This is a genomic window from Sphingobium agrisoli, from assembly GCF_041877245.1.
Lineage (GTDB): Bacteria > Pseudomonadota > Alphaproteobacteria > Sphingomonadales > Sphingomonadaceae > Sphingobium.
Window position 1 is genome coordinate 12,873 of sequence record NZ_JBHDJI010000020.1, and the last position, 21,977, is coordinate 34,849.

Genomic DNA, 21,977 nt, shown 5'->3' on the forward strand with positions numbered 1-21,977 from the left:
TCGAGTCCGAGCCCGCGTCCTGCGCCGCCCGTGGCTCAGCATCAACATGTTCAAGCCGGCGGTCAAACGGCCAGTTCCCACGCGCCGTTACCGACGGACCCCAAGGCCAGCGACGTGGCGCAAGACAATCTACTCTATTCGGCACTCGACCGGCCCGTGTCCGGCATGAACTGGGACGAAGAAGGAACAGCCCGCGCCATGCTTCGCGCTTCGCGCTCGAGTGTTATCGGTACAAGCGATACCCTTCTGCTGTTCGGCGTCACCGGCGACCTCTCCCGGCGCATGCTCCTGCCTTCGCTGTTCAAGCTGGATGCCGACGGGCTTCTCCCGAAAGGCCTGCGGATTGTCGGAGCAGCCCGGGAAAGTCTGGACGACGAGCGCCTGAGAGGCCTCGCACACGAGGTCCTCTCGCCCCTCATTGCAAGCGGCAGCTATCCCGGAACTCTGATCGAGCGGTTCCTGGCACGCCTTCATTATGTCGCCGTCGACGCCGCAGACCCCGATACATTCGATCAGCTTCGTGACCGCCTCGATGCGCGCCCGCCGCAGGGCCTGGCCATCCTGCTGTCCACGCCACCCGAACTGTTCGAACTGGCGATCAGAGGACTCCAGCGGGTGGGCTTGGCCATCAGCGACGCGCGGCTCGCCTTGGAGAAGCCGCTGGGGGCGGACCTTCGCTCCAGCCAGCAGATCAACGATGCAGTGGGGGATGTCTTCCCCGAAGAGAATATATTCCGGATCGACCATTATCTGGGCAAGGAGACGGTCCAGAACCTGCTCGCGCTGCGGTTCGGCAATGCCTTGTTTGAGCCGCTGTGGAACGCGCAAGGCATCGACCATATTCAAATCACCGTCGCCGAGACGGTCGGGCTCGAGGGCCGCACATCCTATTATGACGGCACGGGTTCGCTGCGGGATATGGTGCAGAACCATATGCTCCAGCTGCTGGCGCTCGTGGCGATGGAGGCACCTGCGCGCTTCGCCGCCGACGAGGTACGCGACGAAAAGGTCAAGGTTCTGCGTTCGCTTCGGCCGATTGATGCGAAGAAAGAGAGCGTCATCGGTCAGTATGACAACGGTGCGATCCAAGGCTGTCCCGTTCCCGGCTACAGCGATGAACTGGGCCGCCCGTCAGATACCGAGACCTTCGTTGCGCTGAAAGCGCATGTCGACAACTGGCGTTGGCGCGGCGTGCCATTTTACCTGCGGACAGGGAAGCGCCTGCCGGAGCGTGTGTCGGAGATCGTGGTACAGTTCCGACCCGTGCCCCATTCGATCTTCGAAAGCCGCGGGATCGATCTCAGCGCCAATCGACTGGTCATCTCGATCCAGCCCGAGGAGAATATCCGGCTTGCCATCATGACCAAGCAGCCTGGCCTCGACCGCCAGGGCATCCGTCTGCGCGAGGTTGACCTCGATATTCGAGATGCCAGCCTTGCTCCGCAGACGCGGCGCCCGATAGCCTATGAACGCCTGCTGCTCGACCTGATCGAGGGCGAAAGAACGCTCTTCGTCCGGCGCGATGAGGTCGAAGCGCAATGGCAGTGGATCGACGCCATTCGCCGCGGCTGGGCGGAGGCGGGAATGACGCCGAAGCTCTACCCCGCCGGAACCTGGGGCCCTTCTGCCGCGATCGCCATGGCCGAGCGAGCAGGAGTCAGCTGGCATGAATAGTCCGTGCCTCATCGAGTTTGTCGAGCATTCGAACAGCGCGGCTGCCGCTTCGGTTGCGGCGGACGAGGCCGCAACATGGCTCGGCATTTGCGCGCTCAGCGGCGGCACCTCGGTCGCGCTCCCCGGCGGGCGTTCGGCCCGGCGCATGCTCCAGACACTCGCCGCAGCGCCGATCGCGTGGAACCGGATTACCGTCACCACAACCGACGAACGGCGCGTCCCGGCCGACCACCGCCTTTCCAACATGGGCAATCTTCGACAGGCCTTTGGTGATCTCTGCGGTTCACGAGCGCGGTTTGTCTGCCTCGACCGGAACGATGTGCACGAAGACGTCAAATTGCCGTTCGACCTCGTCGTGCTCGGGCTTGGAGCCGACGGCCACATCGCCTCCCTGTTTCCGGGGTCGCCGATCGACAGCGGGCCTGCCGCGCCGCTCATCGAGGTCACGCCCGATCCCATTCCAATAGAAGCTCCGGTGCCTCGGCGTAGCTGGAGCTTGTCGGCACTCGCTTCGAGCCAGCGGACCCTGCTGCTCGGAACCGGGATCGCAAAGCGGGCCGCAATCGATCGAGCGCTCGAGGGGCAGGACGAGTCACCGCTGCGGGCCCTGTTCCGCCGAGCCAGAGGCGTCATCACAATCCATTGGGCCGAGGCATGAACCCCAGGAACACAGACCTGCACCCCCAGGTACGAGCGGTCACCGAACGCGTGATCATACGATCGGCCGCTACAAGGCGGAGCTATCTCGATCTCATCCGCCGCGCGCGCGACACTGGAGTCCACCGGCCCAACCTGTCCTGCGGCAATCTCGCCCATGGCTTCGCCGCGTCGGGCGAGGACAAGCCGGCCATCCGCGACGGCAAGGCGATGAACATCGGGATCGTCACCGCCTATAATGACATGCTTTCGGCGCATCAGCCCTATGGCCGCTATCCCGACCAGATGAAGATTTTCGCCCGCGAAGTGGGCGCGACGGCCCAAGTTGCGGGCGGTGTTCCGGCAATGTGCGACGGCGTGACCCAGGGACAAAAGGGCATGGAACTGTCGCTGTTCAGCCGCGATACGATTGCGCTCTCCACCGCAATCGCGCTCAGCCACGGCATGTTCGAGGGCGCGGCTTTGCTCGGCATCTGCGACAAGATCGTCCCCGGCCTGCTGATCGGCGCGCTGCGCTTCGGCCATCTGCCGACGATCCTGGTCCCCGCCGGGCCGATGCCCTCGGGGCTCGCCAACAAGGAGAAGGTCCGCGTCCGCCAGCTTTACGCCGAGGGCAAGGTCGGCCGCGCCGAACTGCTGGAGGCGGAGAGCGCCTCCTATCACGGCGCGGGCACCTGTACCTTCTACGGCACCGCCAATTCGAACCAGATGATGATGGAGGTGATGGGCCTCCACATTCCCGGCGCGGCCTTCGTCAATCCGGGGACGAAGCTGCGGCAGGAACTGACCCGCGCCGCCGTCCACCGGCTCGCCGAGATCGGTTGGGACGGCAACGACTATCGGCCGCTCGGGGCCTGCGTCGACGAGAAGGCGATTGTCAACGCGGCGGTCGGGCTGCTCGCCACCGGGGGATCGACCAACCATGTCATCCATATCCCGGCGATCGCGCGCGCGGCAGGTATCATCATCGACTGGGAGGATATCGACCGGCTGTCGGCGGCGGTCCCGCTGATCGCGCGTGTCTATCCGAACGGATCGGGCGACGTGAACCATTTCCAGGCGGCCGGTGGCATGGCCTATGTCATCGCGACACTCCTCGACGCCGGGCTGCTCCATCGCGACATCCTGACCGTCGCGGGTGATGACCTTGGTGACTATGCGAGGGAGCCATCGCTAGAAGGCGATTCCCTGCGATGGAAGATCGCACCGGCGGCGTCGCTCGACGAGTCGATGCTGCGCCCCCATGACCGTCCCTTCCAGCCCGACGGCGGGATGCGACTGGTTCAGGGCAATCTCGGGCGCGGCACCTTCAAGACAAGCGCTGTCGATCCGGGGCGCTGGACCATAGAAGCCCCGGCGGCAGTATTTGAAGACCAGGATGCCGTGCTGCAGGCCTTCAAAGCGGGCCTGCTCGATCGCGATGTCGTGGTCGTCGTTCGCTTCCAGGGGCCGAGAGCCAACGGCATGCCCGAACTGCACAAACTGACGCCCGCCCTGGGCGTGCTCCAGGACAGGGGTTTCAAGGTCGCGCTGGTCACCGACGGACGCATGTCCGGGGCGAGCGGCAAGGTCCCGGCCGCCATCCACGTCACGCCCGAGGCGCTCGGTGGTGGCCCGCTCGCGCGCATATGCAACGGCGACGTCATAAGGCTGGACGCCCATACGGGAACGCTCGAGCTGCGCCTCGCACCCGTTGTCTTCGAACGACGCCCGCCGGCGCAGCCGCCAGCTACCGCCCTCGGCACGGGCCGCGAACTGTTCGCGATGATGCGGCATGGCGCGGATGGTGCCGAACAGGGGGCATCGGCCATGCTGGCGATGGCGGGGCTATGATGCGCTATGACCTGGGCCTCGTCGCGCATGATGCCAAGAAAGGCGATATGACGCAGTGGATCGGCGAGCACATCGATCAGCTGCGATCGCTTCGTCTGGTCGCCACGGCTTCGACCGGGGCATTGATCGCCAGATCCTATCCCGGTCTGGACATCCGCTGCCTGAAAAGCGGTCCGCTCGGAGGCGACCAGGAAATTGGGGCGCTGATCGCAAATGAGAAGATGGGAGCGCTCATTTTCTTCATCGATCCGCTGTCGCCCCTGCCGCACGATGTCGACGTGAAGGCGCTCACGCGTCTGGCCGTGCTCTACAACATCCCCTTTGCCTGCAATCGCACCACTGCGGACCACCTGCTGGCCAGTGGTCCGCCGAAACGCGAAAACGAACGGCCGTGAACATCGGGGATATCATGCGGATTGCACCGGTAATCCCGGTGCTGGTGGTGGATGATCCGGCGGTCGCCGTGCCCGTCGCCGAGGCGCTGGTCGCCGGGGGGCTGTCTGTCCTCGAGGTGACGCTTCGCACGCCTCAGGCACTCGACGTGATCCGGGCCATGGCAAAGGTTCCGGGCACGATTGTCGGCGCAGGGACCGTACTCAATCCAGCACAACTCGCCGCGGCGATCGAGGCCGGCGCCCGTTTCGTCGTTGCGCCCGGGCTGACCACGCCTTTAGGTGAAGCAGCACTTGCGCGAGGCGTTCCACTCCTGCCGGGCGTCGCCAGCGCCAGCGACATCATGCGCGGGCTCGATATGGGGTTCACGCATGTCAAGTTCTTCCCCGCGATCGCCAATGGCGGCATACCGGCCCTCCGGAGTCTTGCTGCGCCTTTCCGAAACGTACGCTTTTGCCCCACGGGCGGAGTGACCCAGGAAACCGCACCTGACTGGCTGAGGATGCCGGAGGTGCTTTGCGTCGGCGGAAGCTGGCTTGTGCCTGCTGGAGTTCCGGATCCGGCCGCGATCACGGAGCGGGCACTGAGGGCCAGCACGCTCGGAACTGCCGAGAAATCCGTCGCCGCTCGCCCACCAGTGGATGGAAAAGGTATCGCGAATGACACGTGAACCGGCCGCGGTGGAGACGAGAAGCCGACGGGCTGCCGGCGGCCGGACCGGCGTTGCCGTCGCCTTCCACCCCGTCAGGCCTGAGCAGATCTGCAGAACGCCAACGAGACGGAAACAGGAATGATCACAGCGGATTTCCTCATCATCGGTGGCGGCATTGCCGGTGTCTCCGCTGCCGCGCGCCTCGCGCCACACGGACACGTCATCCTGCTCGAAGCGGAAAGCGCCTTCGGCTACCATTCAAGCGGCCGCAGCGCGACATTCTACCATTTTGGGATCGGCAACACGGTTGTCCGCGGATTGACGGCCTATAGCCGCGCCTTTCTCGAAGGCGAGACCGACGACGGCATTCCGCTTTCGCATGCCACGCCAGCAGTCTTCATAGCCCGCCCCGAAATGCTGGACGCGGCAACCGCGCTGGAGGCGGAGATGCGGCGCTTCACCAGCGCGATCGAATGCGTGGATGAGCAGTCTATCCGCGCCTTGAACCCAGCCATACGTTGCGGCGACGACGCCATTGTCGCGGGCGTGATCGACCATAGCGCGCGCCGGCTGGACAGCGAGGCGCTTCAGCAGGGCTGCCGCACGGCGGTCAAGCGGCACGGCGGCGCCTGTGTCGCCAGCGCACGGGTCCATGCGATCGAGCGCAAGGGCGGGGCCTGGAACGTCACGACCGGTACAGGCAACCAATATGCAGCGCCCATCCTGGTGAATGCTGCGGGCGCATGGTGCGATGAAATTGCGGCTCTTGCCGGCGTGCAGCCGCTAGGTCTCCGGCCCCTGCGCCGGACCATCATCGCCTTCGATCCGCCGGCCGATCAGGCCATCGCAGGCTGGCCGTTCACGAAGACCGTGGTGGACGATTTCTACATGCTTCCCCAGAGCGGCAAACTCCTCGCATCACCTGTCGATGAGGTGCCGAGTGCGCCGACCGATGCCCAGCCCGAAGAATATGATATCGCGCTCGCGGCAGCGAAGGTGGAGGAATATACGATACTCGCGGTCCGCCGCATCCAGCATAGCTGGGCTGGACTGAGGACCTTCGCGTCAGACCGGGTGCCCGTCGCCGGCTTCGCGCAGGACGCCGAGGGCTTCTTCTGGCTGGCGGGACAGGGCGGCTACGGGCTCCAGACCGCCCCCGCGATGAGCACCATTACCGAAGCCGAAATTACCGGGAGCGCGTGGCCGGCTACGCTGGCGCAATGGGGTGTTACGCCTTCCGAGATCCGCCCCATGCGCCTGTTCTGAACTGCGGACAGTCGCCTGGATAAGTCGACCAATTGCAAGTGGGGGTGAAGGACATGAGTGGATGTCGGCTACCCCCTTTCAACCAGATACTCCATTCTGCCTGGCGCTGACCAGTTCGGTCGTAGCCGCGCTTCGGGCAACCGCGACGCGGAGCGAACTGGTGACGCTGTTGGAAGCAGTCGCTCGCGAAATGGGCTTCCGCTACTATGCCTTGGCCGACCATGACGACCTGCGGGGACCACGGCCCGACCGCGTCGACCTCCGGGACTATCCGCCAATCATCATCGATCATCTGATCAGCCAGCATCGCTATCGTCGTGATCCGGTGATCAGGGGCAGCATCTTCGCCGGTGGCGCCTTCCTCTGGTCCGATCTACCCAACATTATCACACTCGACCGGCACGACCGCGCCAGCCTGGAGCGAGGCGCGCGTGAGGGCCTCAACGAGGGGATCACTGTGCCCTATGTCCGGCTCGGCGAACGCATGGGCTCCTGCACTTTCGCCGGGATGCGGCAGCCCGATCGCGCGCAAGATTATCTCGGCGCCGCCCAGATGGTCGGTATCTTCAGCTTCCAGGCCGCACGCCGGTTGCTCGGCATTGAACCCATCGTTGCTGCAAGCCCGGTAAGACTGCACCCGCGTCCGCGCGATTGCATCGTTCTCGCTGGACGCGGCTATTCCAACAAGCGGATAGCGCGTGCGCTCGATCTCACCCCGCGGACCGTCGACGGCTATCTCACCGAAGCCCGGCGTCTATTCAACGCCCACGATCGGACCGAACTGGTGGTGAGCGCGGTGCTAGCCGGCGAGATTGGAATCGACGAACTCAAGGTCCGTCAACCCGAGTAATCGCTCGGTCTATTTCGAGCGCCGCTCTGCTGCTTCCTTCGTGCGCGATACCACGACCGGGAGCACTGCAATGATCCACGTCATCGACAACCACCTGGCGCCGGCACACCGGCCGCTGCTGCAATCCATGTTCACCGACCGCAAGCGCCTTTTCGTCGACCTGTTCGGCTGGGAAATACCGGTAGTCGACGGGCAATATGAGATCGACCAGTTCGACAACGACCACACCGTCTATGTGATCGCCGCCGATGAGGACGGCACGCATGAGGCGTCGATCCGGCTGTTCCCAACCGTCCAGCCGCACATGCTGAGTACACTCTTCCCGCACCTTTGTCCGTTGGGCGTGCCGACCGGCGAAACGACCTGGGAAACAACCCGGTTGTGCCTGCCGCAGCGTCATGGAGCCGCCCGTCGGCGCGAACTACGCAACATGCTGTTCTCCACTGTCATCGATCTCGCACTAAAGCGGAAGATCGAGCGCCTGACTGGCCTCATCCCCGAGCCCTTCCGCAAGGAATTGCTGGCCATGGGCTGGCGCGCCGAACCGCTGGGCCCAGCCGCTCCGATGCCGGGCGGCCCCGTGGGAGCTTTCATGGTCCATGTCCGGCCCGACACCCCCGAGCGCTTGCGCTGGACGGGCGTCTACACGCCTGCCGGAAAGGCCGCGGCATGAGCATTGTCGATCATCGCGCTGCGACGCTTGGCCGGGACGGATGGTGCGTGCTCGGGCGGGCTGTGGACCCGGACCTTCTCCTCGGAATTAATCGCGACCTCGACCAGCGCTTTCACACGACGCCCTTCTCTCATGGGGCCTTCTACGGCGCCCGCACCAGGCGCTTCGGCTCGCTGCTCACCCGCTCGGGGACAGTGGAAGCACTCGTGATGCATCCGCTGATTCTCGAGATCGTGGAGCAAATGCTCCTGCCTTGGTGCGAGCGCATCGCGCTCAATCTGACCCAGGCGATCGAGATCCACCCCGGAGCCCTGCCGCAGCTGCCGCACCGTGACCAGGATATGTGGCAGGGTCCCAAAGGTAGCCTGGAGTATCTCGTTAACGTGATGTGGCCGCTGACCACCTTCACGCGTACGAATGGCGGAACGCGGCTCTGGACCGGCAGCCACTTCGATCAGGATATCCCCGTCTTGCCCGAGGAGGACGCCGATGTTCCGAATGTGGCCCTGGGCGACGCGCTCATCTTTCTCGGCTCGACTCTCCATGGCGGAGGAGGCAACACCAGTGCGACTCCGCGACGGGGCATCGTCGTCAGCTACTGCCTGGGCTGGCTGAAACCGTTCGAACTGCAATGGCTGGTCTATCCGCCACAGGTCGCGCGGCATTTTCCGCCCGCGTTGGCCGCACTGGTCGGCTATGCCCAGCATCGGCCCAATCTCGGTAACGTCGAGGGCCAGTGCCCCTCGATCCTGCTGGCCGACCAAGTTCCCGAGCATCTCCCCGCGATCGATGCGCTGCGCCCCGATCAGGCGGAGGCTGCGGCCATGTTCCTGCGCTCCCAGATGGGCGAGCTCGGCTGAAGCCGCGACCATGACCGGGCCGGATTCCGACGCCTTCGCGGCGATCACCCGCCGGGGACGCAGTGCGTTGGCCTGGGAAGTACTCCGGCGCGACCCGAACTATCGTGCGGCCTATCAAGCGCTCTCCACGCCGCCTATTGCGGGTATAGCCGACGCCGAATTCGCCGCGCGCTGGGGGCTGCACTTTCGCTGAAGACCCTGCGCACAATTGCGCCATCGTCCGCCCGATGTGGTCAGCGGCCGTTGACCCGTGCGTGCTTTCGGTGCGCGTGATGCCCCCGGTCGACCCGCAAGCTCATGTCTTTGACCGGCTGCCGCTCGGCACGCGCCGGCTAATAGGACCGGATGCCGAATATTTGGCGTTCAACCAGGGTGGTGCCCCGATCCGGCTGGACGTCGTCGCGGGATCGACCGAAGCCGCGCCCTTCAGCCTTCGTTTTGACATCGCAGATGATGCCGATCTGGACACTCGACTGTTGGAGATGCAGCGTTTTCGAGCGCGGTCGGGGAATGCACGCCAGCATGATCGACTGGCGAAGCAACTGTTCGCCTTGAAGGCCATCGACGCCCACGAGGCCGGAGCTAGTCTGAGGGAAGTTGCCGCACTTTTGCTTCCTTCCGAAGAGTGGCCGGGCGATGGCGAGCATCGAAAGTCGTTTGTACGACGATTGATCGTCAAGGGTCGGCATCTCGTTCGTGCAGGCCCGGCTTGCATACTTAGACCGAAGAGAATCACTCCGGGATATCGGTGAGTGTTTCCTCGTCGAAGAAATCTCGGGGATGGATACCGAGTGCCTCGCTCAATCCCCAAAGGCTATGCAGGGTTATATTCTGCTCGCCCCGCTCGATGGCGCCGATATATGCCCTGTCCACGCCCATCCTTTCAGCCACCGCTTCCTGACTCATTCTCGTCGCCCGACGACGGCGCAGTACGTTCGCTCCCACAAGTTTCTTGATGTCCATCCTAAGGTTAGAGGACATGCGGGCATTTTGGTGCTACGCATTATAATACCCGATTTTTTGGATGGGCAGGCGAGATGACCGAACTCTGTCGGACTATAGCGCGTGCGAGCCTCTCGGGCGCGCTGTGACCATAACTACCCTTAGCATGGCCGCTCCCAGCGGCTCGTCGGTGACCGACTATGATCGTCGGAATCTCGCCCTTTATGCGGCATTGCTCGAGGCCGACGATGCAGGGCGTAATTGGCGGGACGCTGCGGCGGATCTGATGCATCTCGATGTAACCTGCCATGGATCCGAGGAATGCTGGCGATCGCACCTCGAGCGTGCCCGCTGGATCGTCGGGGACGGCATGGCGAACGCCATCGTGGCATTTGGCGTTGGGCCGGGACAACGTGAGCACAACTAAAGGATAGCGCCTCGCACTTGGTGCGACCGCGCTCTACTTCGACCGGCGCTGGGCCGCCGGTCTCCGCCGAGCCCCAGGCGGGTCTCGGCCATCCGGTCACGATCGCTGGCGTGGCTGAGGTCGCCGCGCCTGCGCGCGGCGGCGTTGCTTGTGCCTCTCCCGTTGCGGCGGGTGCGGGCGGCGCTCCCGGCTAGGCCCGTCGCGGCCGGCGGCAACCCCTCCGCTACGCTCGGGGTGCTCCACTTCGTTTCGCCCTGACGGTGCCGTCGGCCACTGGAGCCGGGCCTCTTGGTCGCTCTTTGCCGCCCACCCCCGCCTTTGCGGGGAGGCTTTGTGCTTTTTGGGGTGGCGTGGAGGAAAGCCATGCGTGAAGCCGCCAGCCGTCGTTCCCGCCGCAAGGGTGCGGGCGAAGACCATCAGACCGAGAACCGGGCAAATCTCTATGACGAGGTGACCGCGCGGATCATCTCCGAGCTTGAGGCGGGGCGTTTGCCGTGGGTCCAGCCGTGGCGCGCGAGCGGCGGGACCGGACCCGGCTTGCCGCGCAATGCGCTGACCGCGCGCAATTATTCGGGCGTCAATGTGCTGATCCTGTGGGGCGCGGTCATCGAGCATGGCTGGCCGTCGCAATCGTGGCTGACCTTCCGGCAGGCGCAGGAGGCGGGCGGATGCGTTCGCAAGGGCGAGCATGGCCTGACCGTGGTCTATGCCGACCGCTTCACTCCCGAGGCCGAGAAGCGGAGGGTAGCACCGGTCCGGGGGACCGATGCAACCGACGCTCGCGCCTCGCGCGAGGGCGGCGACCCCAAGGCCGTGCCGTTTCTCAAGCGCTTCACCGTGTTCAATGTCGCGCAGTGTGAGGGATTGCGCGCCGGGCTGGCGTCCGATCCGGCACCCTTACCCGAACGCGAGATCGTGCCCGTCGCCGAGGAAGTGATCGCCGCGTCGGGCGTCGATTTCCGGATCAGCGGGACGCGCGCCTTCTATGTGCCGTTCCTCGATTTCGTGCAGGTGCCGCCGCAGCCCGCCTTCTTCGAGCAGGTCAATTATTACCGGACCTGCCTGCACGAACTGACCCACGCGACCGGGCACGCCAAGCGGTTGAACCGTGACCTTACCAACGGTTTCGGCAGCAAGGATTATGCGCGGGAAGAACTCGTTGCCGAGATGGGGTCGGCCTTCCTCTGCGCCGCGCTCGGCATCACGCCGACCGTGCGCCACGCCGACTATATCGGCTCTTGGCTTGAGGTTTTGCGCGAGGACAATCGCGCGATCTTCCGCGCCGCCAGCGCGGCGACAAAGGCCGCCGACTGGCTGCTCGCGCGCCACCGCGAGGCTCAAGCCACGCGGCAGGACGGGAGGATCGCGGCATGATCCTCCTGCCCCCCGAACTGCGCTTCGCGCTCCGCGCGAACGACATTTCCCGCCGCGCCTGTGACGAGAAGGGACAGCGCTTCGATCCGCCACCAGTGGTCAAGCTGTTCAACCCGCTCGGCGCGGCGACATGGCTGGCGACCGAACTGGACGAGGATGGAGACACCCTGTTCGGGCTGGCCGACCTTGGCTTCGGCTGCCCTGAACTCGGCTATTTCAGCCTGTCCGAGATCGCGGAGGTCCGCCTGCCCTTCGGCCTGTTCATCGAGCGCGACCTGTCGTTCGAGAGCGCCTTTCCGCTGACCATCTGGACCGAATGGGCGCGCCGCGCCGGTTCGACCCTGTGGGCCGAAACCCTGTTGCGCCGCGCCGTCCAGACCGGCGCGGCCCCTGATCTTCCGCACCGTCCGGGCGAAACGGACGGCGGTTGAAGCGCGGGCGGCGCGCTTCGCCGCCAATCCGAAAACCGGCCCGCCATCCCAGCAAAGAGCGACGGACCGGCACTCACAAGGAGTTGTGCCATGACACTCGTTTTCATCGATCAAGACAAGCTGTCCGTCAGCAAGACCAACATGCGCTACGGCAAAAAAGCACCGGCCGTGTCCCATATGCTGCCGACCGTGCGCAAGCGCGGCATCATCCAGACATTGCTGGTGCGCCCCAATTGTCAGGACGGCCATTATGAGATCATCGCTGGCGCGCGGCGCTTCCACGCCGCGCGGATCGTCGCGCAGGAAACCGGCGAAGCCAAGCCGCTGCCGTGCCGCATCCTCTCCGAAACCGACGATGCCGCCGCCATCGAGGCGTCGATGATCGAGAACCTCGCCCGGCTCGACGCCGACGAGGTCACGCAATGGGAAACCTTCACCCGGCTGGTGAAGGAAGGCCGCGACGTCGCCGACATCGCCGCCACCTTCGGCCTTCCCGACTTGACCATCGCGCGGGTGCTGGCGCTCGGCAACCTGTTGCCGCGCATCCGCAGCCTCTATGCGGCGGAGAAGATCGACCGCGCCACCGTCCGCCACCTGACCCTTGCCAGCAAGAGCCAGCAACGCGCTTGGCTGGCGCTCTACGATGACCCGGAAACCTATGTCCCGACCGGGCACCAGTTGAAGGCATGGCTGTTCGGCGGGCAGTCGATCCCAGCGCGGTTCGCGCTGTTCGATCTGGACGGGTTCAAGGGCGCAACGGTCGCCGACCTGTTCGGCGACGACCGCTATTTCGCCGATGCCGACGCCTTCTGGACGGCGCAGAACGAGGCCATCGAGGCCCGCCGAGCGGCCTATCTGGAGGAAGGCTGGAGCGATGTCGTGATCGTCCCCGCCTCCGAACATTTCCATTCGTGGGAATATGAGAAGGCCCCGAAGCGCAAGGGCGGGCGCGTCTATGTCGATGTCCGTTCGACCGGCGAGGTCACCTTCCACGAGGGCTATCTCTCCGCCAAGGAAGCCCGGCGCGCCGCGCGCGGCGACGGCCCGGAACCCGCGAAACTGGCACGGCCCGAGGTTACATCGACGATGCAGACCTATCTCGACCTGCACCGTCACGCCGCCGTGCGCGCCGCCCTGCTCGGTCATCCCGGCATCGCGCTGCGCCTGATGGTCGCGCACGCCATCGGCGGCTCGCATCTGTGGCGGGTGTCGCCCGAACCGCAGGCGGCGCGCAACGACGAAGTCCGCGAAAGCCTCGAAACCTGTCGCGGCGAGACGCTGTTCGACGAGCGCCGCCGCGCGGTGCTTGGCGTTCTCGACTTCTCGTCCGAGGAGCCGACCGTCACCGACGGCAATGGCGACGACTATGGGGTGGCGGGCATCTTCCTGCGCCTGATCGATCTTCCCGACGCCATCGTCATGGAGATCATCACCGTCGTCATGGGCGAGACGCTGGCCAGCGGCAGCGCCGCCGTCGCGGCGGCGGGAACGCAGATCGGCGTCGACATGGCCGACTGGTGGCAGGCAGACGCGGCGTTCTTCGAGTTGATCCGCGACAGGGAAGTGCTGACCGGGATCGTCGCGGAGGTTGCGGGCGAAACGGTCGCCGCAGCCAATGCGGGGGAGAAGACCAAGACCTTGAAGCGCATCGTCCGCGATCATCTCGATGGCGCGGACGGGCGGACCAAGGTCGAGCGCTGGGTGCCGAAATGGCTGGGCTTCCCGGCCTCGGCCTACACCGCGCGCGGCGGCGTCGGCACCGTCGCCGCCCATGCCAAGGTCGAGGCGGCGCGGACCCCCGAGCCGGACCCCGACGCCCAACGAGAGCCGTTGAAGCAAGCTGCGTGACCGAACGCGGGCGGGCTTCGGCCCGCCCGCCATCAGACCTGAATATCGGCCGCGCGCCTCCGCCGTTCCGGCGTCGGCGCGCGGATTTTTCATCTTGGGGGCGGGTTGAGCGCGTGCACCTTAAGCGTGACGCCCAGCGTCCTGGCGCGGGCCTTCAACTCCTCCGGCAACTCTTCCTCGGTTAGCAGCAGCGCGCGCACGTTGGCGCCGACCGGCAGTTCCTGCGCCGCGATCACCGCGCGGTATTTCACGCATTGGTAGAGTCCGCGCTGCCAGTCGTAATAGCCCGACCGTATCGATTTGACCTCGACCGCGACGAAGGCTGTCCCATCCGTGAAGAAGGCGTCGATCCGGTCGCCGGACAACAGGTCCTTCTCAGGTTCTCCCTTCATCGCGCCCGCTAGGCCGAGCGCCTGCGGATTGTCGACAGCCCATTCCTTGAGCCGACGATGCTCCTCGCTTTCACCCGCGCCCCGCGGGCGTGCCGTCTCGGGTGGCTTGCCGTCCTTCTCGGTGAATTTCTTAGGTTGAGGCCGCCGCGGCGGATCGCCGCCATAGATCGCCCGATAGACCTTGTCCCAATCCGGATAGGCGCGCACGTCGCCGCGGACCTCGGCGACGACATCGAGCTTGCGAGGATCGGTCAGCTTCGTCCAGCCGCGCCCACCGGCCGGCTTGAGGATACGGTCGTAATAGCCGCCGAAGCCGACCCCCGGAATGCCGGTGGGGCGGGTGACGAGCGCATTGATCAACGGCGCGTCTGGATCGACCCCCTCGATCTGGTCCATCATCTCGCCGGCCACCCAGCCGATATGAGTCGGGAAGACCTTCGGGATTTGCAGCTTTTGCTCGAGCAGGCGCGCGATCGCGCCATAGGTGACGAACGGTTCGTCGCCATCGCGGACATGCTGGAGCAGCAGCTGGAACGCGTAGCGCGCGCCCCGCTTCGCGAGATTTGGAACCGTATAAGTGGCCATCGGATACCCCCCGGACTCTGCCGGACGGCGGAGCGCTGAGGCCTAAGTGCCATTCCCTTGATCACAACGCACGCGGTCAGCGTGGACGTTCGCACCAAACCGGTTTCGGTCGCCCGTGCGGCCACCACTTCGCGACACCGATCCGCACCAGCTCGGTTCCAAGATCGCGTCCATCGACGACAACGGTGGCCACTGTCCGATTGTAGCTGCGGCCGACGCGGCGGAAGGTCGCCTCGCGCCCCGCGAGCAGCGCCGTGGCGCGGTCCCTCGCCCGCAATCCCAATAGCGTTTCGCCTGCGCATCTGGCCTGGTCGCGGTGCGTTTCCGGGGCATCGATCCCCGCGATCCTGATCCGCTCACCGCTTTCCAGCCGGAACGTGTCTCCGTCGGTTACCCAGGCCACCCGGCCGGAATCGTGGCCGTCCGCCGCGCCGGCGGGCGCTGGCATCGGTGTCGCGGCAATGAGGACGGAGAGCGCTAGGGCACGAAGCATGGACAGGATTATCGCTGTGCCGGGGGCCGATTGTCGAGCGTCATCCGCACGGTGCCAGACCTCGTGCATGTCGACTGCCGCCCTGAACGGACCTCTCTCTCGGCGGTTCTGGCGGGGTCCGCCGGTCCCGCAACGGCGTCGCCGACCTTCTTCCCCGGCTCGGTTCCCTCGCCTTCCTCGCGAGGCAAGAAGCCCGGCTTTGGCCGTCCTCCGCTGTGCTGCGGCCCTGCGGGTGCGGGACCGTCCTCCGCCCGCCTGATCGACCGCCTGTCGAGGCCGCATCGGGCGGCATCGCATCACTTGAAGGAGGTTATCATGGCACAGATTGGCAGCTTCACCCGCGGCGAAAACGGCGTCTACACCGGCGAAATCCGGACCCTGACGCTTCGCGTCAAGGCGAGCATCCGCCCCTGCGAACGCGACAACGAGAAGTCGCCCGACCACCGGGTCAGCGCATCGGGCGTCGAATTCGGGGCGGCCTGGACCAAGGCGGCGCGCGAGACCGGCGCGGAATATCTGAGCCTCAAGCTCGACGATCCGTCGTTCCCGGCTCCGATCTACGCGACGCTGAGCCAGGGTGATGACGGCGAGCACAAGCTCATCTGGTCGCGCTGAACCGGATGCCCCGCGCGCCACCGCGCGCGGGGCACGAGCGGTGAGCCGGATTTGCCATAGCTCGCGAGGGACCTTGCAGGCGGGGGCGTCTGCACTGTCAGCTTACCGTCGCACGGGACCGACAAGCCCGTGACACCCGGCATAACCCACGTCGCTCTTCCTGGCGAAGGCGAGCCCCGCGCGCTCCGGCGCGCGGGGCATTCACGCCCCGCCGCATCAGGTGTGTCGAAAACGCAGGTCGCGATTCCGACACTCCGCAACCAGTGTCCCGCCCGCCATTCCCGGTGTCAGCGACGGCAGATCGCCGTCGCTTTCGGACCCGGACAGGAAGAATGGACAGCGACGACGACATCTCCCGCGCGACCCGAGCCAAGCGCGGCTCCCCCTATCTCAATACCGATCAGGCGGCGGCCTATCTGAAGTTCTCGAGCCGGCTGCTGAAACGGCTTCGCCGCGCCGGCAAGGGGCCGGTGTTCCGGCTGCACAGCCGCTTCGTCCAGTATCATATCGACGATCTCGACGCATGGTCGAAGGCCCAGTCGATGGGAGGCCGCGACCATGACCAGGCGTGACATTCGTGGTTCGACGACACCGCTACTGGACTGGGGCGATCAGCTTCGCGCCGACAAGCAGTGGCGCAGGCTCCTCGGTCGTCGCATCGCGATCACCGGCGTCGGCATCGTACTGCTCGGGCTGACGACGGCGTTTCCGCCGGCCCCGCGCCTGGTGTGGAATGCCAGCGCAAGCGCGCCGATCGGCCTCTATGCCGTCACCCCCGGAGCGCCCGTCGACCCCGGCGACATGGTCATCGCACGGGTGCCCGATCCGTGGCGGATGATAGCGGCGCAGCGGCGCTACATTCCCGCCAACGTGCCGCTGGTGAAGCGCGTCGCGGCGGTGGCGGGCGACGAGGTATGCGCGCTCGGTCAGGAAATCTTCGTCAACGGAAAATGGGTGGTCGAGCGGCGCATTGCCGACGCCAGTGGCCGGCCGATGAAATGGTGGAGCGGCTGTGTGCGCCTTCGCGGCCACCAGCTCTTCCTGCTCATGTCGGGCAATCCGGCGTCCTTCGACGGCCGCTATTTCGGGGTGACCGAAGGCGGATTGGTGGTCGGCAAGGCGCGGCTGCTATGGGCGCGCTGACCCGATTGCTCCCGGCCATGCTGCTGCTGGCCGCCACTGCCGCGCGAGCCGACGAGGTCGGGCGCTGGCGGCCGTTGATCGAGGAGGCGTCGGCCAAATTCGGTATTCCGACGAGCTGGATCGAGCGCGTCATGCGGGCCGAGAGCCGGGGCTACACGACGCTGAATGGTCGCCCGATCCGAAGTCGCGCCGGCGCAATGGGCCTGATGCAGCTCATGCCCGCGACCTGGACGGACATGCGCGCGCGCCTCGGATTGGGCACCAATCCCGACGATCCGCGCGATAACATCCTCGCCGGCACGTGTTTCCTGAGGCTGATGTATGACCGCTTCGGCTATCCGGGATTGTTCGGCGCCTACAATGCGGGACCGGGCGCCTATGCCGCCTGGCTTGCCGGCAATCGGAGGCTTCCCGGCGAGACGGTGGCCTATCTCGTTACGGTTGGCGGCACGTCGCAGCCGTCCTCGCTGGCCAGTCAGGCAGCAGTTCCGCCCCCGCTGTTCGTCGTCCGGCGCATCGTGTCCGGGGATCAAGCCTCGCCCACGGTTCGTGAGCCGCAGCCGTCCTTGTTCGCTGTCCGGAAAGTCGGGCCATGATCGCGAGCGGTGGAGAGGCTCGTCTCGACAGGCCCAGCATGACGGCTGCCGAAGCGCCTATCAAGGCCCGTGGGTGCCCCCCAATTTTCTGCGAAAATCGGTTCCCCCCACGTCCGCTTCGCGGCGCTCCGCTTCGCTCCGCGGCCCTGACAGCCGCTCCGCCACCCGTCTTCTTCACGATGTTCTCGATCAGGAGAACAGAAGCGAAGGAGATGATCATGGGCATGTTTCAACCCATTTCGGTGGCGTCGGATCGCGTGATGGCTGCGCTGGTTTCGGGGCTGGAGATCGAGTTCGGCCACGGTGTCGGGGAGGCTCTGGCGCATCGGTTCCTGGAGGCTGAGGAGAGTGATTTTCTCTGGGATGCGCGAGATCAGGAGCGCTGGATCGGCGCCTATGAGAGCACTGACGAAGACGAAATCGACCTGGATCGAGTGAGGATCTTCGGGCGACTGGATGGCCGGTGGTTCGTGGCGGTGATGATCGTCGATGGCGATGGCAACGCGCACGGAGTGATGGGCAAGCGCGAATTTGGGCGGCGGAAGCAGGCTTTGGCGGCATTCGCGGATGCGTGAGGATCTGCGCATTTCGGGCCGGGGCGCGGTGCCGGGTCGGCATCGTGTCCCGGCCTTTGTTTTGAGCCGAGGAGAGGGAGAAGAAGGAAGAAGGCGAAAGCAAGAGAAAGGCACTGTCTCGCAACAGGTGCCAAGTGATTGTCTGCACATCGTTTTTTCGGGAGACAGGCTGCGCTTCGCGCGAGACAGGCTCGTAAGGAATGGCGAAAATCCGCCGTTTTCGCCGCAAAATTGCGAGACTTGGGGCGGCCGGTGAGCGAGGACGACGAGTTCACGCCCCGGCTCGGCCGCCAGCGCCAGCAGAGCGGCAAGAAGGCGCGCCGCTACCTCGGCCGCGTGATCAGCGCGGCGATCCGCTCGGCCGAGAAGGGGTCGGTCAGGAGCCATCGATTCGACGGCAGCCGGATCGGCCGTGGCGCCAGCATGGGACGTCTTCTGTCCAGCCGCGATCGGTTCGGCGGCATGCGCGCGCGACGCGCGGTAGTGAAGACGCGGCTGGTCCGCATCGGCACCAAAGGGATGCCCGCAGCGCGAGCCCATCTCCGCTACATCCAGCGCGACGGCGTGACACGCGAGGGTGCGCCAGGCGAGCTTTATTCGGCCGAGCACGATAAGGCCGATGGCAAGGCATTCCTCCAGCGCTGCGATGGCGACCGCCATCAGTTCCGCTTCATCGTCTCGGCCGAGGACGGGTCGGAATATCCCGATCTCAAGCCCTATGTCCGCAGGCTGATGGCGCAGATGGAGGCAGACCTCGGCACCAAGCTCGACTGGGTCGCGGTCGATCACTTCAACACCGCCCATCCCCACACGCACATCATGCTGCGCGGCGTCGATGACACCGGCGAGAATCTGATCATTGCCCGCGAGTATATCTCGCACGGCATCCGCGAACGGGCGGCCGAGCTGGTGACGCTCGATCTCGGGCCACGCACCGACCAGGAGATCGAAGCCCGCCTGCGGCACGACATTGGCGAGGAGCGAATGACCGCGATCGATCGCCGCCTAATCCGGTCGATGGATACAGATCGCCTGGTCCTGTCGGCCGACCGCGATCCGTTCCAGCAATCGCTGCTGGCGGGGCGTCTGCAGAAGCTCGCGAGCATGGATCTAGCGGAGAATGTGGGCAGCGGCATCTGGCGCCTCGCCGATGACCTTGAGGGAACGCTGCGATCGCTCAGCGAGCGCGGCGACATAATCCGGACCATGCAGCGCGAACTGACGGCGCGGAACCTGCAGCGGCCATGGATTGGACGAAGCCTGTTCGGCGGCGGCGACAGCGACCCAGAACCAATCGTCGGGCGGGTGATCGCACGCGGCTTCTCCGATGAGCTCCGGGATCGACATTTTCTGATCGTCGACGGTGTCGACGGGCACGCCCATTATGTCGACATCGGGCGTGGCGACAGCATCGCGCCAATGCCCGAGGGAGCGATCGTCAGGGTGGCGGCGCGCAGCATCGCGGTCCGCGACGCCGACCGTGTCGTCACCGAGGTCGCGGTGGCGAATGGCGGTCGCTACTCCATCGATCTTCACCTCCGGTACGACCCGTCGGCAACACAGGCCTTTACCGAGACTCATGTCCGCCGGCTCGAAGCGATGCGCCGGGCCGGCACAGGCGTCGAACGCGAGGCCGACGGGACCTGGACGATCCCTGGTGACCATGTCGATCGAGCAGCAGCCTTTGAGGCGCGCCGGCTTCGTGATCAGCCGGTCGAGGTCGAGATCGTCTCGGCCCGTCCGCTCGAACAGCTGCGCGGCGCCGATGCGGCAACCTGGGTGGATCGGGAACTAGCATCGCCAGCATCGTTGCCGGTGCGGGACGCCGGGTTCGGGCGCGACGTGCGCGAGAGCATGAGCGCTCGTCGACTATGGCTGGTCGAGCAGCAGCTCGCGGATGTTGATGGCGACCGCTTCAGACTGCGTGCGAACGCGATCGCAATACTGCAGCGACGCGAACTTCTTCGCGCCGGTGACGCCTTCTCGGCGGAACTGGGAAAATCCTTCGTCGAGACTCGTGTCGGCGACGCGATCGAAGGGCAGTTAGCGCGGCGGATAGACCTGGCGAGCGGCCGCTTTGCGCTTGTCGAGAAGGCGAAGGAGTTCACGCTCGTACCGTGGCGTCCGGTGCTTGAACGTCAGATCGGCAAGGCGGCGTCCGGTATCATGGGTGCCGATGGCGTGAGCTGGCGTTTCGGGCGCGGGCGGTCGGGGCCGGCGATTTCGTAGGTCAGCTGCTCTCGACGGCGGACGGCGGCGGGTCGGTCAATCCGGCCCCGTCCGCTTGGCTGAAAGGCGCTCAGCCTTCGGGATCTGGCCAGGGACTGCCCATGGTCACGCGGCGCTCGGCGCGATTATAATCGGTGGCGCGGATGAACTCGACCGAGATCGTCTCGGGAGCGAGCCGCAAGGTAACTGGTCGCTCGTCGTCGAAATCCGGCTGCATGAAGGTTTCAGGCAGGGGATCGACATATACCGGCCGCGGCTCGCCTTCGAGGACGTCGAGCGGGCCAGGTGGCTCGGTCGCGCCGATCTCCTTCAGAGTCAGCGTGATGCCGTCATCGAAATCCTCGGAATCGACATCGATCGTCCGGATCCATGGCTCGATAAAATGGCTATGATGCGGGAAGGCTTCGACGCGTGCCGATCGGTTGAACAGCATGACATTGCCGAGCGCCGAGCCGCGCTGCGTCGATTTGAAAAGAAGCCCGTCGATCGGTTGCGCGAGACGCTCCGCCAGATATTCGGCCACGACCTGGGTGGGCATATAGCCAAGCTCTTCGTCGCCCGGCAAAACCGGCCGTGCAATCTGATCGCTGAAGCTGCGCAGAAAATGCGCGCGGTCACGCTTGGGGACAAACTCCGGGTCGAACGGGTTGGCCTGGACCGCGAGCCGGTCGAGCGCTTCGCAGTCGAGCAGTCGTAAGGGGCGCACCACATCGAAGCGCGCCAGCACGACATGCGACCCCACCGGCGGGCGAATTTCCGACACGCAGGTAGCCGGGTCAACCGCGCCGTAGAAGACTGAGATTCCTGCGGCATTCAGCCGACCCGCTTGGCCACGCCCAGGCGGCAGCGGACCGATCTGGAGGATGGGTTGCGATAATATCTGGCGCAGCACAGGCTCGCTTGTGGCGACGCGGCCGCGATAAAATTGGCTGTCCGCTCCGCCCGGCACGATCTCTTTGATGACGCTACGCGCATCCCAGGTTCGATGGCTGTCGAGGTCGGCGAAAACGGCGTCGAGCCAGGCCATCGCCTCGGAATTGATGTAGCGGCTCTTGTTACGCAGCGTGCTGCAGAAGCTTTGCCAACGCTGTTCTTGCCAGAACATCGGGGTTCGCGCGCGGATGAAGCCGCCGTCGGAGGCGTAGATATTATAGCCATCCTCGACCTCCGCCCTCGCGCCGATCGTCTCATCGAGATATTGCTCGATCCGCCAAGCCAAGTCGGCGTCGATACCGGCGATCTCGGAGAATATCTCGGCCGCGCCGGGGTTCTGATCATAGATGGTCGGCTCGTAATTTGGCTGAAAGGCCTCGTCGATCTCCTCGGCGATCCTTGCCAATTCCACGGACGGTCCCGTCTCGCCGCACTCCTCGCAGGTCGCTCGCACCGCCTCGGATGCAAACCGCGCGCGCAGATGGACATTGCCGATGCAATCGAGGCAGATCGGGTGCTTCGCCGGAGCGTCCATG

General features: G+C 65.5%; 25 protein-coding genes. 21 read left to right on the top strand and 4 right to left on the bottom strand.

Going from position 1 to position 21,977, the window contains the following annotated elements; translation table 11 throughout:
* The first annotated feature begins 198 nt into the window (after positions 1-198).
* From zwf to ACETPF_RS20305, 11 genes are all read left to right on the top strand, one after another.
* Positions 199-1,674: a glucose-6-phosphate dehydrogenase gene (gene zwf / locus ACETPF_RS20255; RefSeq protein WP_373936449.1), complete on the top strand. Its 1,476-nt coding sequence runs from the start codon at positions 199-201 to the stop codon at positions 1,672-1,674.
* Positions 1,667-2,332, top strand: a complete 666-nt coding sequence (locus ACETPF_RS20260) for a 6-phosphogluconolactonase (protein WP_373936422.1) — start codon at positions 1,667-1,669, stop codon at positions 2,330-2,332. Before zwf ends, ACETPF_RS20260 begins: the two co-directional genes overlap by 8 nt.
* Complete coding sequence (edd, locus tag ACETPF_RS20265; protein WP_373936423.1) at positions 2,329-4,164, top strand: phosphogluconate dehydratase; 1,836 nt, start codon at positions 2,329-2,331, stop codon at positions 4,162-4,164. Before ACETPF_RS20260 ends, edd begins: the two co-directional genes overlap by 4 nt.
* The gene (locus tag ACETPF_RS20270; RefSeq protein ID WP_373936424.1) at positions 4,161-4,559 is read left to right on the top strand and encodes a methylglyoxal synthase; all 399 of its coding nucleotides are present in this window, start codon (positions 4,161-4,163) and stop codon (positions 4,557-4,559) included. The genes edd and ACETPF_RS20270 overlap by 4 nt, the downstream gene beginning before the upstream one ends.
* A complete protein-coding gene (gene eda, locus ACETPF_RS20275) occupies positions 4,556-5,227 on the top strand; it encodes a bifunctional 4-hydroxy-2-oxoglutarate aldolase/2-dehydro-3-deoxy-phosphogluconate aldolase (protein ID WP_373936425.1) in 672 nt (223 codons plus the stop codon). Before ACETPF_RS20270 ends, eda begins: the two co-directional genes overlap by 4 nt.
* Before the next feature lie 120 nt (positions 5,228-5,347).
* Positions 5,348-6,475, top strand: coding sequence for an NAD(P)/FAD-dependent oxidoreductase (locus ACETPF_RS20280; protein ID WP_373936426.1), 1,128 nt, complete (start codon positions 5,348-5,350; stop codon positions 6,473-6,475).
* A gap of 61 nt (positions 6,476-6,536) precedes the next feature.
* Positions 6,537-7,325, top strand: coding sequence for a LuxR family transcriptional regulator (locus ACETPF_RS20285; RefSeq protein ID WP_373936427.1), 789 nt, complete (start codon positions 6,537-6,539; stop codon positions 7,323-7,325).
* Between the two features lie 70 nt (positions 7,326-7,395).
* Positions 7,396-7,998, top strand: a complete 603-nt coding sequence (locus ACETPF_RS20290) for an acyl-homoserine-lactone synthase (RefSeq protein WP_373936428.1) — start codon at positions 7,396-7,398, stop codon at positions 7,996-7,998.
* Positions 7,995-8,858 carry a phytanoyl-CoA dioxygenase family protein gene (locus tag ACETPF_RS20295; protein ID WP_373936429.1) on the top strand — a complete coding sequence of 288 codons (864 nt, stop codon included), beginning with the start codon at positions 7,995-7,997 and terminating at the stop codon, positions 8,856-8,858. The genes ACETPF_RS20290 and ACETPF_RS20295 overlap by 4 nt, the downstream gene beginning before the upstream one ends.
* A gap of 10 nt (positions 8,859-8,868) precedes the next feature.
* Positions 8,869-9,051 carry a transcriptional regulator domain-containing protein gene (locus ACETPF_RS20300; RefSeq protein ID WP_373936430.1) on the top strand — a complete coding sequence of 61 codons (183 nt, stop codon included), beginning with the start codon at positions 8,869-8,871 and terminating at the stop codon, positions 9,049-9,051.
* A 289-nt stretch (positions 9,052-9,340) separates the two neighbouring features.
* On the top strand, positions 9,341-9,610 hold the full coding sequence (locus ACETPF_RS20305) for a DNA -binding domain-containing protein (RefSeq protein ID WP_373936450.1): 270 nt from the start codon (positions 9,341-9,343) through the stop codon (positions 9,608-9,610).
* Here ACETPF_RS20305 and ACETPF_RS20310 read toward each other — a convergent pair.
* The gene (locus ACETPF_RS20310; RefSeq protein ID WP_373936431.1) at positions 9,591-9,821 is read right to left on the bottom strand and encodes a helix-turn-helix domain-containing protein; all 231 of its coding nucleotides are present in this window, start codon (positions 9,819-9,821) and stop codon (positions 9,591-9,593) included. The two genes, ACETPF_RS20305 and ACETPF_RS20310, sit on opposite strands and share 20 nt — an antisense overlap.
* Positions 9,822-9,990: 169 nt before the next feature.
* Here ACETPF_RS20310 and ACETPF_RS20315 point away from each other — a divergent pair, with 169 nt between their 5' ends.
* The 4 genes from ACETPF_RS20315 to ACETPF_RS20330 all read left to right on the top strand — a co-directional run bounded on the left by ACETPF_RS20315 (position 9,991) and on the right by ACETPF_RS20330 (position 13,880).
* Positions 9,991-10,227, top strand: a complete 237-nt coding sequence (locus tag ACETPF_RS20315) for a hypothetical protein (RefSeq protein ID WP_373936432.1) — start codon at positions 9,991-9,993, stop codon at positions 10,225-10,227.
* A gap of 363 nt (positions 10,228-10,590) precedes the next feature.
* Entirely contained in the window at positions 10,591-11,601 is a 1,011-nt protein-coding gene (locus ACETPF_RS20320) for an ArdC family protein (RefSeq protein ID WP_373936433.1), read from the top strand.
* The gene (locus ACETPF_RS20325) at positions 11,598-12,032 is read left to right on the top strand and encodes a DUF2958 domain-containing protein (RefSeq protein WP_373936434.1); all 435 of its coding nucleotides are present in this window, start codon (positions 11,598-11,600) and stop codon (positions 12,030-12,032) included. The genes ACETPF_RS20320 and ACETPF_RS20325 overlap by 4 nt, the downstream gene beginning before the upstream one ends.
* Before the next feature lie 90 nt (positions 12,033-12,122).
* A complete protein-coding gene (locus tag ACETPF_RS20330; RefSeq protein ID WP_373936435.1) occupies positions 12,123-13,880 on the top strand; it encodes a ParB/RepB/Spo0J family partition protein in 1,758 nt (585 codons plus the stop codon).
* 89 nt (positions 13,881-13,969) lie between these two features.
* On the opposite strand, the gene ACETPF_RS20335 is transcribed toward ACETPF_RS20330, so the two are convergent.
* Both ACETPF_RS20335 and ACETPF_RS20340 read right to left on the bottom strand, forming a co-directional pair.
* Positions 13,970-14,857 (bottom strand): hypothetical protein, encoded by an 888-nt coding sequence (locus ACETPF_RS20335; RefSeq protein WP_373936436.1) that lies wholly within the window; start codon positions 14,855-14,857, stop codon positions 13,970-13,972.
* 76 nt (positions 14,858-14,933) lie between these two features.
* On the bottom strand, positions 14,934-15,350 hold the full coding sequence (locus ACETPF_RS20340) for a thermonuclease family protein (RefSeq protein ID WP_373936437.1): 417 nt from the start codon (positions 15,348-15,350) through the stop codon (positions 14,934-14,936).
* A 315-nt stretch (positions 15,351-15,665) separates the two neighbouring features.
* Here ACETPF_RS20340 and ACETPF_RS20345 point away from each other — a divergent pair, with 315 nt between their 5' ends.
* The 6 genes from ACETPF_RS20345 (at position 15,666) to rlxS (ending at position 20,508) form a co-directional block, all read left to right on the top strand.
* The gene (locus tag ACETPF_RS20345; RefSeq protein WP_343890338.1) at positions 15,666-15,965 is read left to right on the top strand and encodes a DUF736 domain-containing protein; all 300 of its coding nucleotides are present in this window, start codon (positions 15,666-15,668) and stop codon (positions 15,963-15,965) included.
* A gap of 332 nt (positions 15,966-16,297) precedes the next feature.
* Positions 16,298-16,537 carry a helix-turn-helix domain-containing protein gene (locus ACETPF_RS20350; RefSeq protein ID WP_343890339.1) on the top strand — a complete coding sequence of 80 codons (240 nt, stop codon included), beginning with the start codon at positions 16,298-16,300 and terminating at the stop codon, positions 16,535-16,537.
* Complete coding sequence (locus ACETPF_RS20355) at positions 16,524-17,108, top strand: S26 family signal peptidase (RefSeq protein WP_373936438.1); 585 nt, start codon at positions 16,524-16,526, stop codon at positions 17,106-17,108. The genes ACETPF_RS20350 and ACETPF_RS20355 overlap by 14 nt, the downstream gene beginning before the upstream one ends.
* Positions 17,096-17,704: a lytic transglycosylase domain-containing protein gene (locus tag ACETPF_RS20360; RefSeq protein WP_373936439.1), complete on the top strand. Its 609-nt coding sequence runs from the start codon at positions 17,096-17,098 to the stop codon at positions 17,702-17,704. The genes ACETPF_RS20355 and ACETPF_RS20360 overlap by 13 nt, the downstream gene beginning before the upstream one ends.
* 218 nt (positions 17,705-17,922) lie before the next feature.
* Positions 17,923-18,279, top strand: coding sequence for a hypothetical protein (locus tag ACETPF_RS20365; RefSeq protein ID WP_373936440.1), 357 nt, complete (start codon positions 17,923-17,925; stop codon positions 18,277-18,279).
* A gap of 252 nt (positions 18,280-18,531) precedes the next feature.
* Positions 18,532-20,508 carry a relaxase/mobilization nuclease RlxS gene (rlxS, locus tag ACETPF_RS20370; RefSeq protein ID WP_373936441.1) on the top strand — a complete coding sequence of 659 codons (1,977 nt, stop codon included), beginning with the start codon at positions 18,532-18,534 and terminating at the stop codon, positions 20,506-20,508.
* Positions 20,509-20,578: 70 nt separating this feature from the next.
* Here rlxS and ACETPF_RS20375 read toward each other — a convergent pair whose 3' ends face one another.
* A complete protein-coding gene (locus ACETPF_RS20375; RefSeq protein WP_373936442.1) occupies positions 20,579-21,976 on the bottom strand; it encodes an RES family NAD+ phosphorylase in 1,398 nt (465 codons plus the stop codon).
* Position 21,977: the final 1 nt, after the last annotated feature.

Bases quoted from the DNA above. Each gene is read 5' to 3' on its own strand.
- ACETPF_RS20305 (WP_373936450.1), top strand. From the start codon at position 9,341: ATGCAGCGTTTTCGAGCGCGGTCGGGGAATGCACGCCAGCATGATCGA.
- ACETPF_RS20280 (WP_373936426.1), top strand. From the start codon at position 5,348: ATGATCACAGCGGATTTCCTCATCATCGGTGGCGGCATTGCCGGTGTC.
- ACETPF_RS20290 (WP_373936428.1), top strand. From the start codon at position 7,396: ATGATCCACGTCATCGACAACCACCTGGCGCCGGCACACCGGCCGCTG.
- zwf (WP_373936449.1), top strand. From the start codon at position 199: ATGCTTCGCGCTTCGCGCTCGAGTGTTATCGGTACAAGCGATACCCTT.
- ACETPF_RS20335 (WP_373936436.1), bottom strand. From the start codon at position 14,857: ATGGCCACTTATACGGTTCCAAATCTCGCGAAGCGGGGCGCGCGCTAC.
- ACETPF_RS20285 (WP_373936427.1), top strand. From the start codon at position 6,537: ATGTCGGCTACCCCCTTTCAACCAGATACTCCATTCTGCCTGGCGCTG.
- ACETPF_RS20325 (WP_373936434.1), top strand. From the start codon at position 11,598: ATGATCCTCCTGCCCCCCGAACTGCGCTTCGCGCTCCGCGCGAACGAC.
- ACETPF_RS20350 (WP_343890339.1), top strand. From the start codon at position 16,298: ATGGACAGCGACGACGACATCTCCCGCGCGACCCGAGCCAAGCGCGGC.
- ACETPF_RS20375 (WP_373936442.1), bottom strand. From the start codon at position 21,976: ATGGACGCTCCGGCGAAGCACCCGATCTGCCTCGATTGCATCGGCAAT.
- ACETPF_RS20260 (WP_373936422.1), top strand. From the start codon at position 1,667: ATGAATAGTCCGTGCCTCATCGAGTTTGTCGAGCATTCGAACAGCGCG.
- ACETPF_RS20355 (WP_373936438.1), top strand. From the start codon at position 16,524: ATGACCAGGCGTGACATTCGTGGTTCGACGACACCGCTACTGGACTGG.
- ACETPF_RS20295 (WP_373936429.1), top strand. From the start codon at position 7,995: ATGAGCATTGTCGATCATCGCGCTGCGACGCTTGGCCGGGACGGATGG.
- ACETPF_RS20360 (WP_373936439.1), top strand. From the start codon at position 17,096: ATGGGCGCGCTGACCCGATTGCTCCCGGCCATGCTGCTGCTGGCCGCC.
- ACETPF_RS20330 (WP_373936435.1), top strand. From the start codon at position 12,123: ATGACACTCGTTTTCATCGATCAAGACAAGCTGTCCGTCAGCAAGACC.
- ACETPF_RS20365 (WP_373936440.1), top strand. From the start codon at position 17,923: ATGGGCATGTTTCAACCCATTTCGGTGGCGTCGGATCGCGTGATGGCT.
- ACETPF_RS20270 (WP_373936424.1), top strand. From the start codon at position 4,161: ATGATGCGCTATGACCTGGGCCTCGTCGCGCATGATGCCAAGAAAGGC.
- ACETPF_RS20300 (WP_373936430.1), top strand. From the start codon at position 8,869: ATGACCGGGCCGGATTCCGACGCCTTCGCGGCGATCACCCGCCGGGGA.
- edd (WP_373936423.1), top strand. From the start codon at position 2,329: ATGAACCCCAGGAACACAGACCTGCACCCCCAGGTACGAGCGGTCACC.
- ACETPF_RS20320 (WP_373936433.1), top strand. From the start codon at position 10,591: ATGCGTGAAGCCGCCAGCCGTCGTTCCCGCCGCAAGGGTGCGGGCGAA.
- ACETPF_RS20340 (WP_373936437.1), bottom strand. From the start codon at position 15,350: ATGCTTCGTGCCCTAGCGCTCTCCGTCCTCATTGCCGCGACACCGATG.
- ACETPF_RS20310 (WP_373936431.1), bottom strand. From the start codon at position 9,821: ATGGACATCAAGAAACTTGTGGGAGCGAACGTACTGCGCCGTCGTCGG.
- ACETPF_RS20345 (WP_343890338.1), top strand. From the start codon at position 15,666: ATGGCACAGATTGGCAGCTTCACCCGCGGCGAAAACGGCGTCTACACC.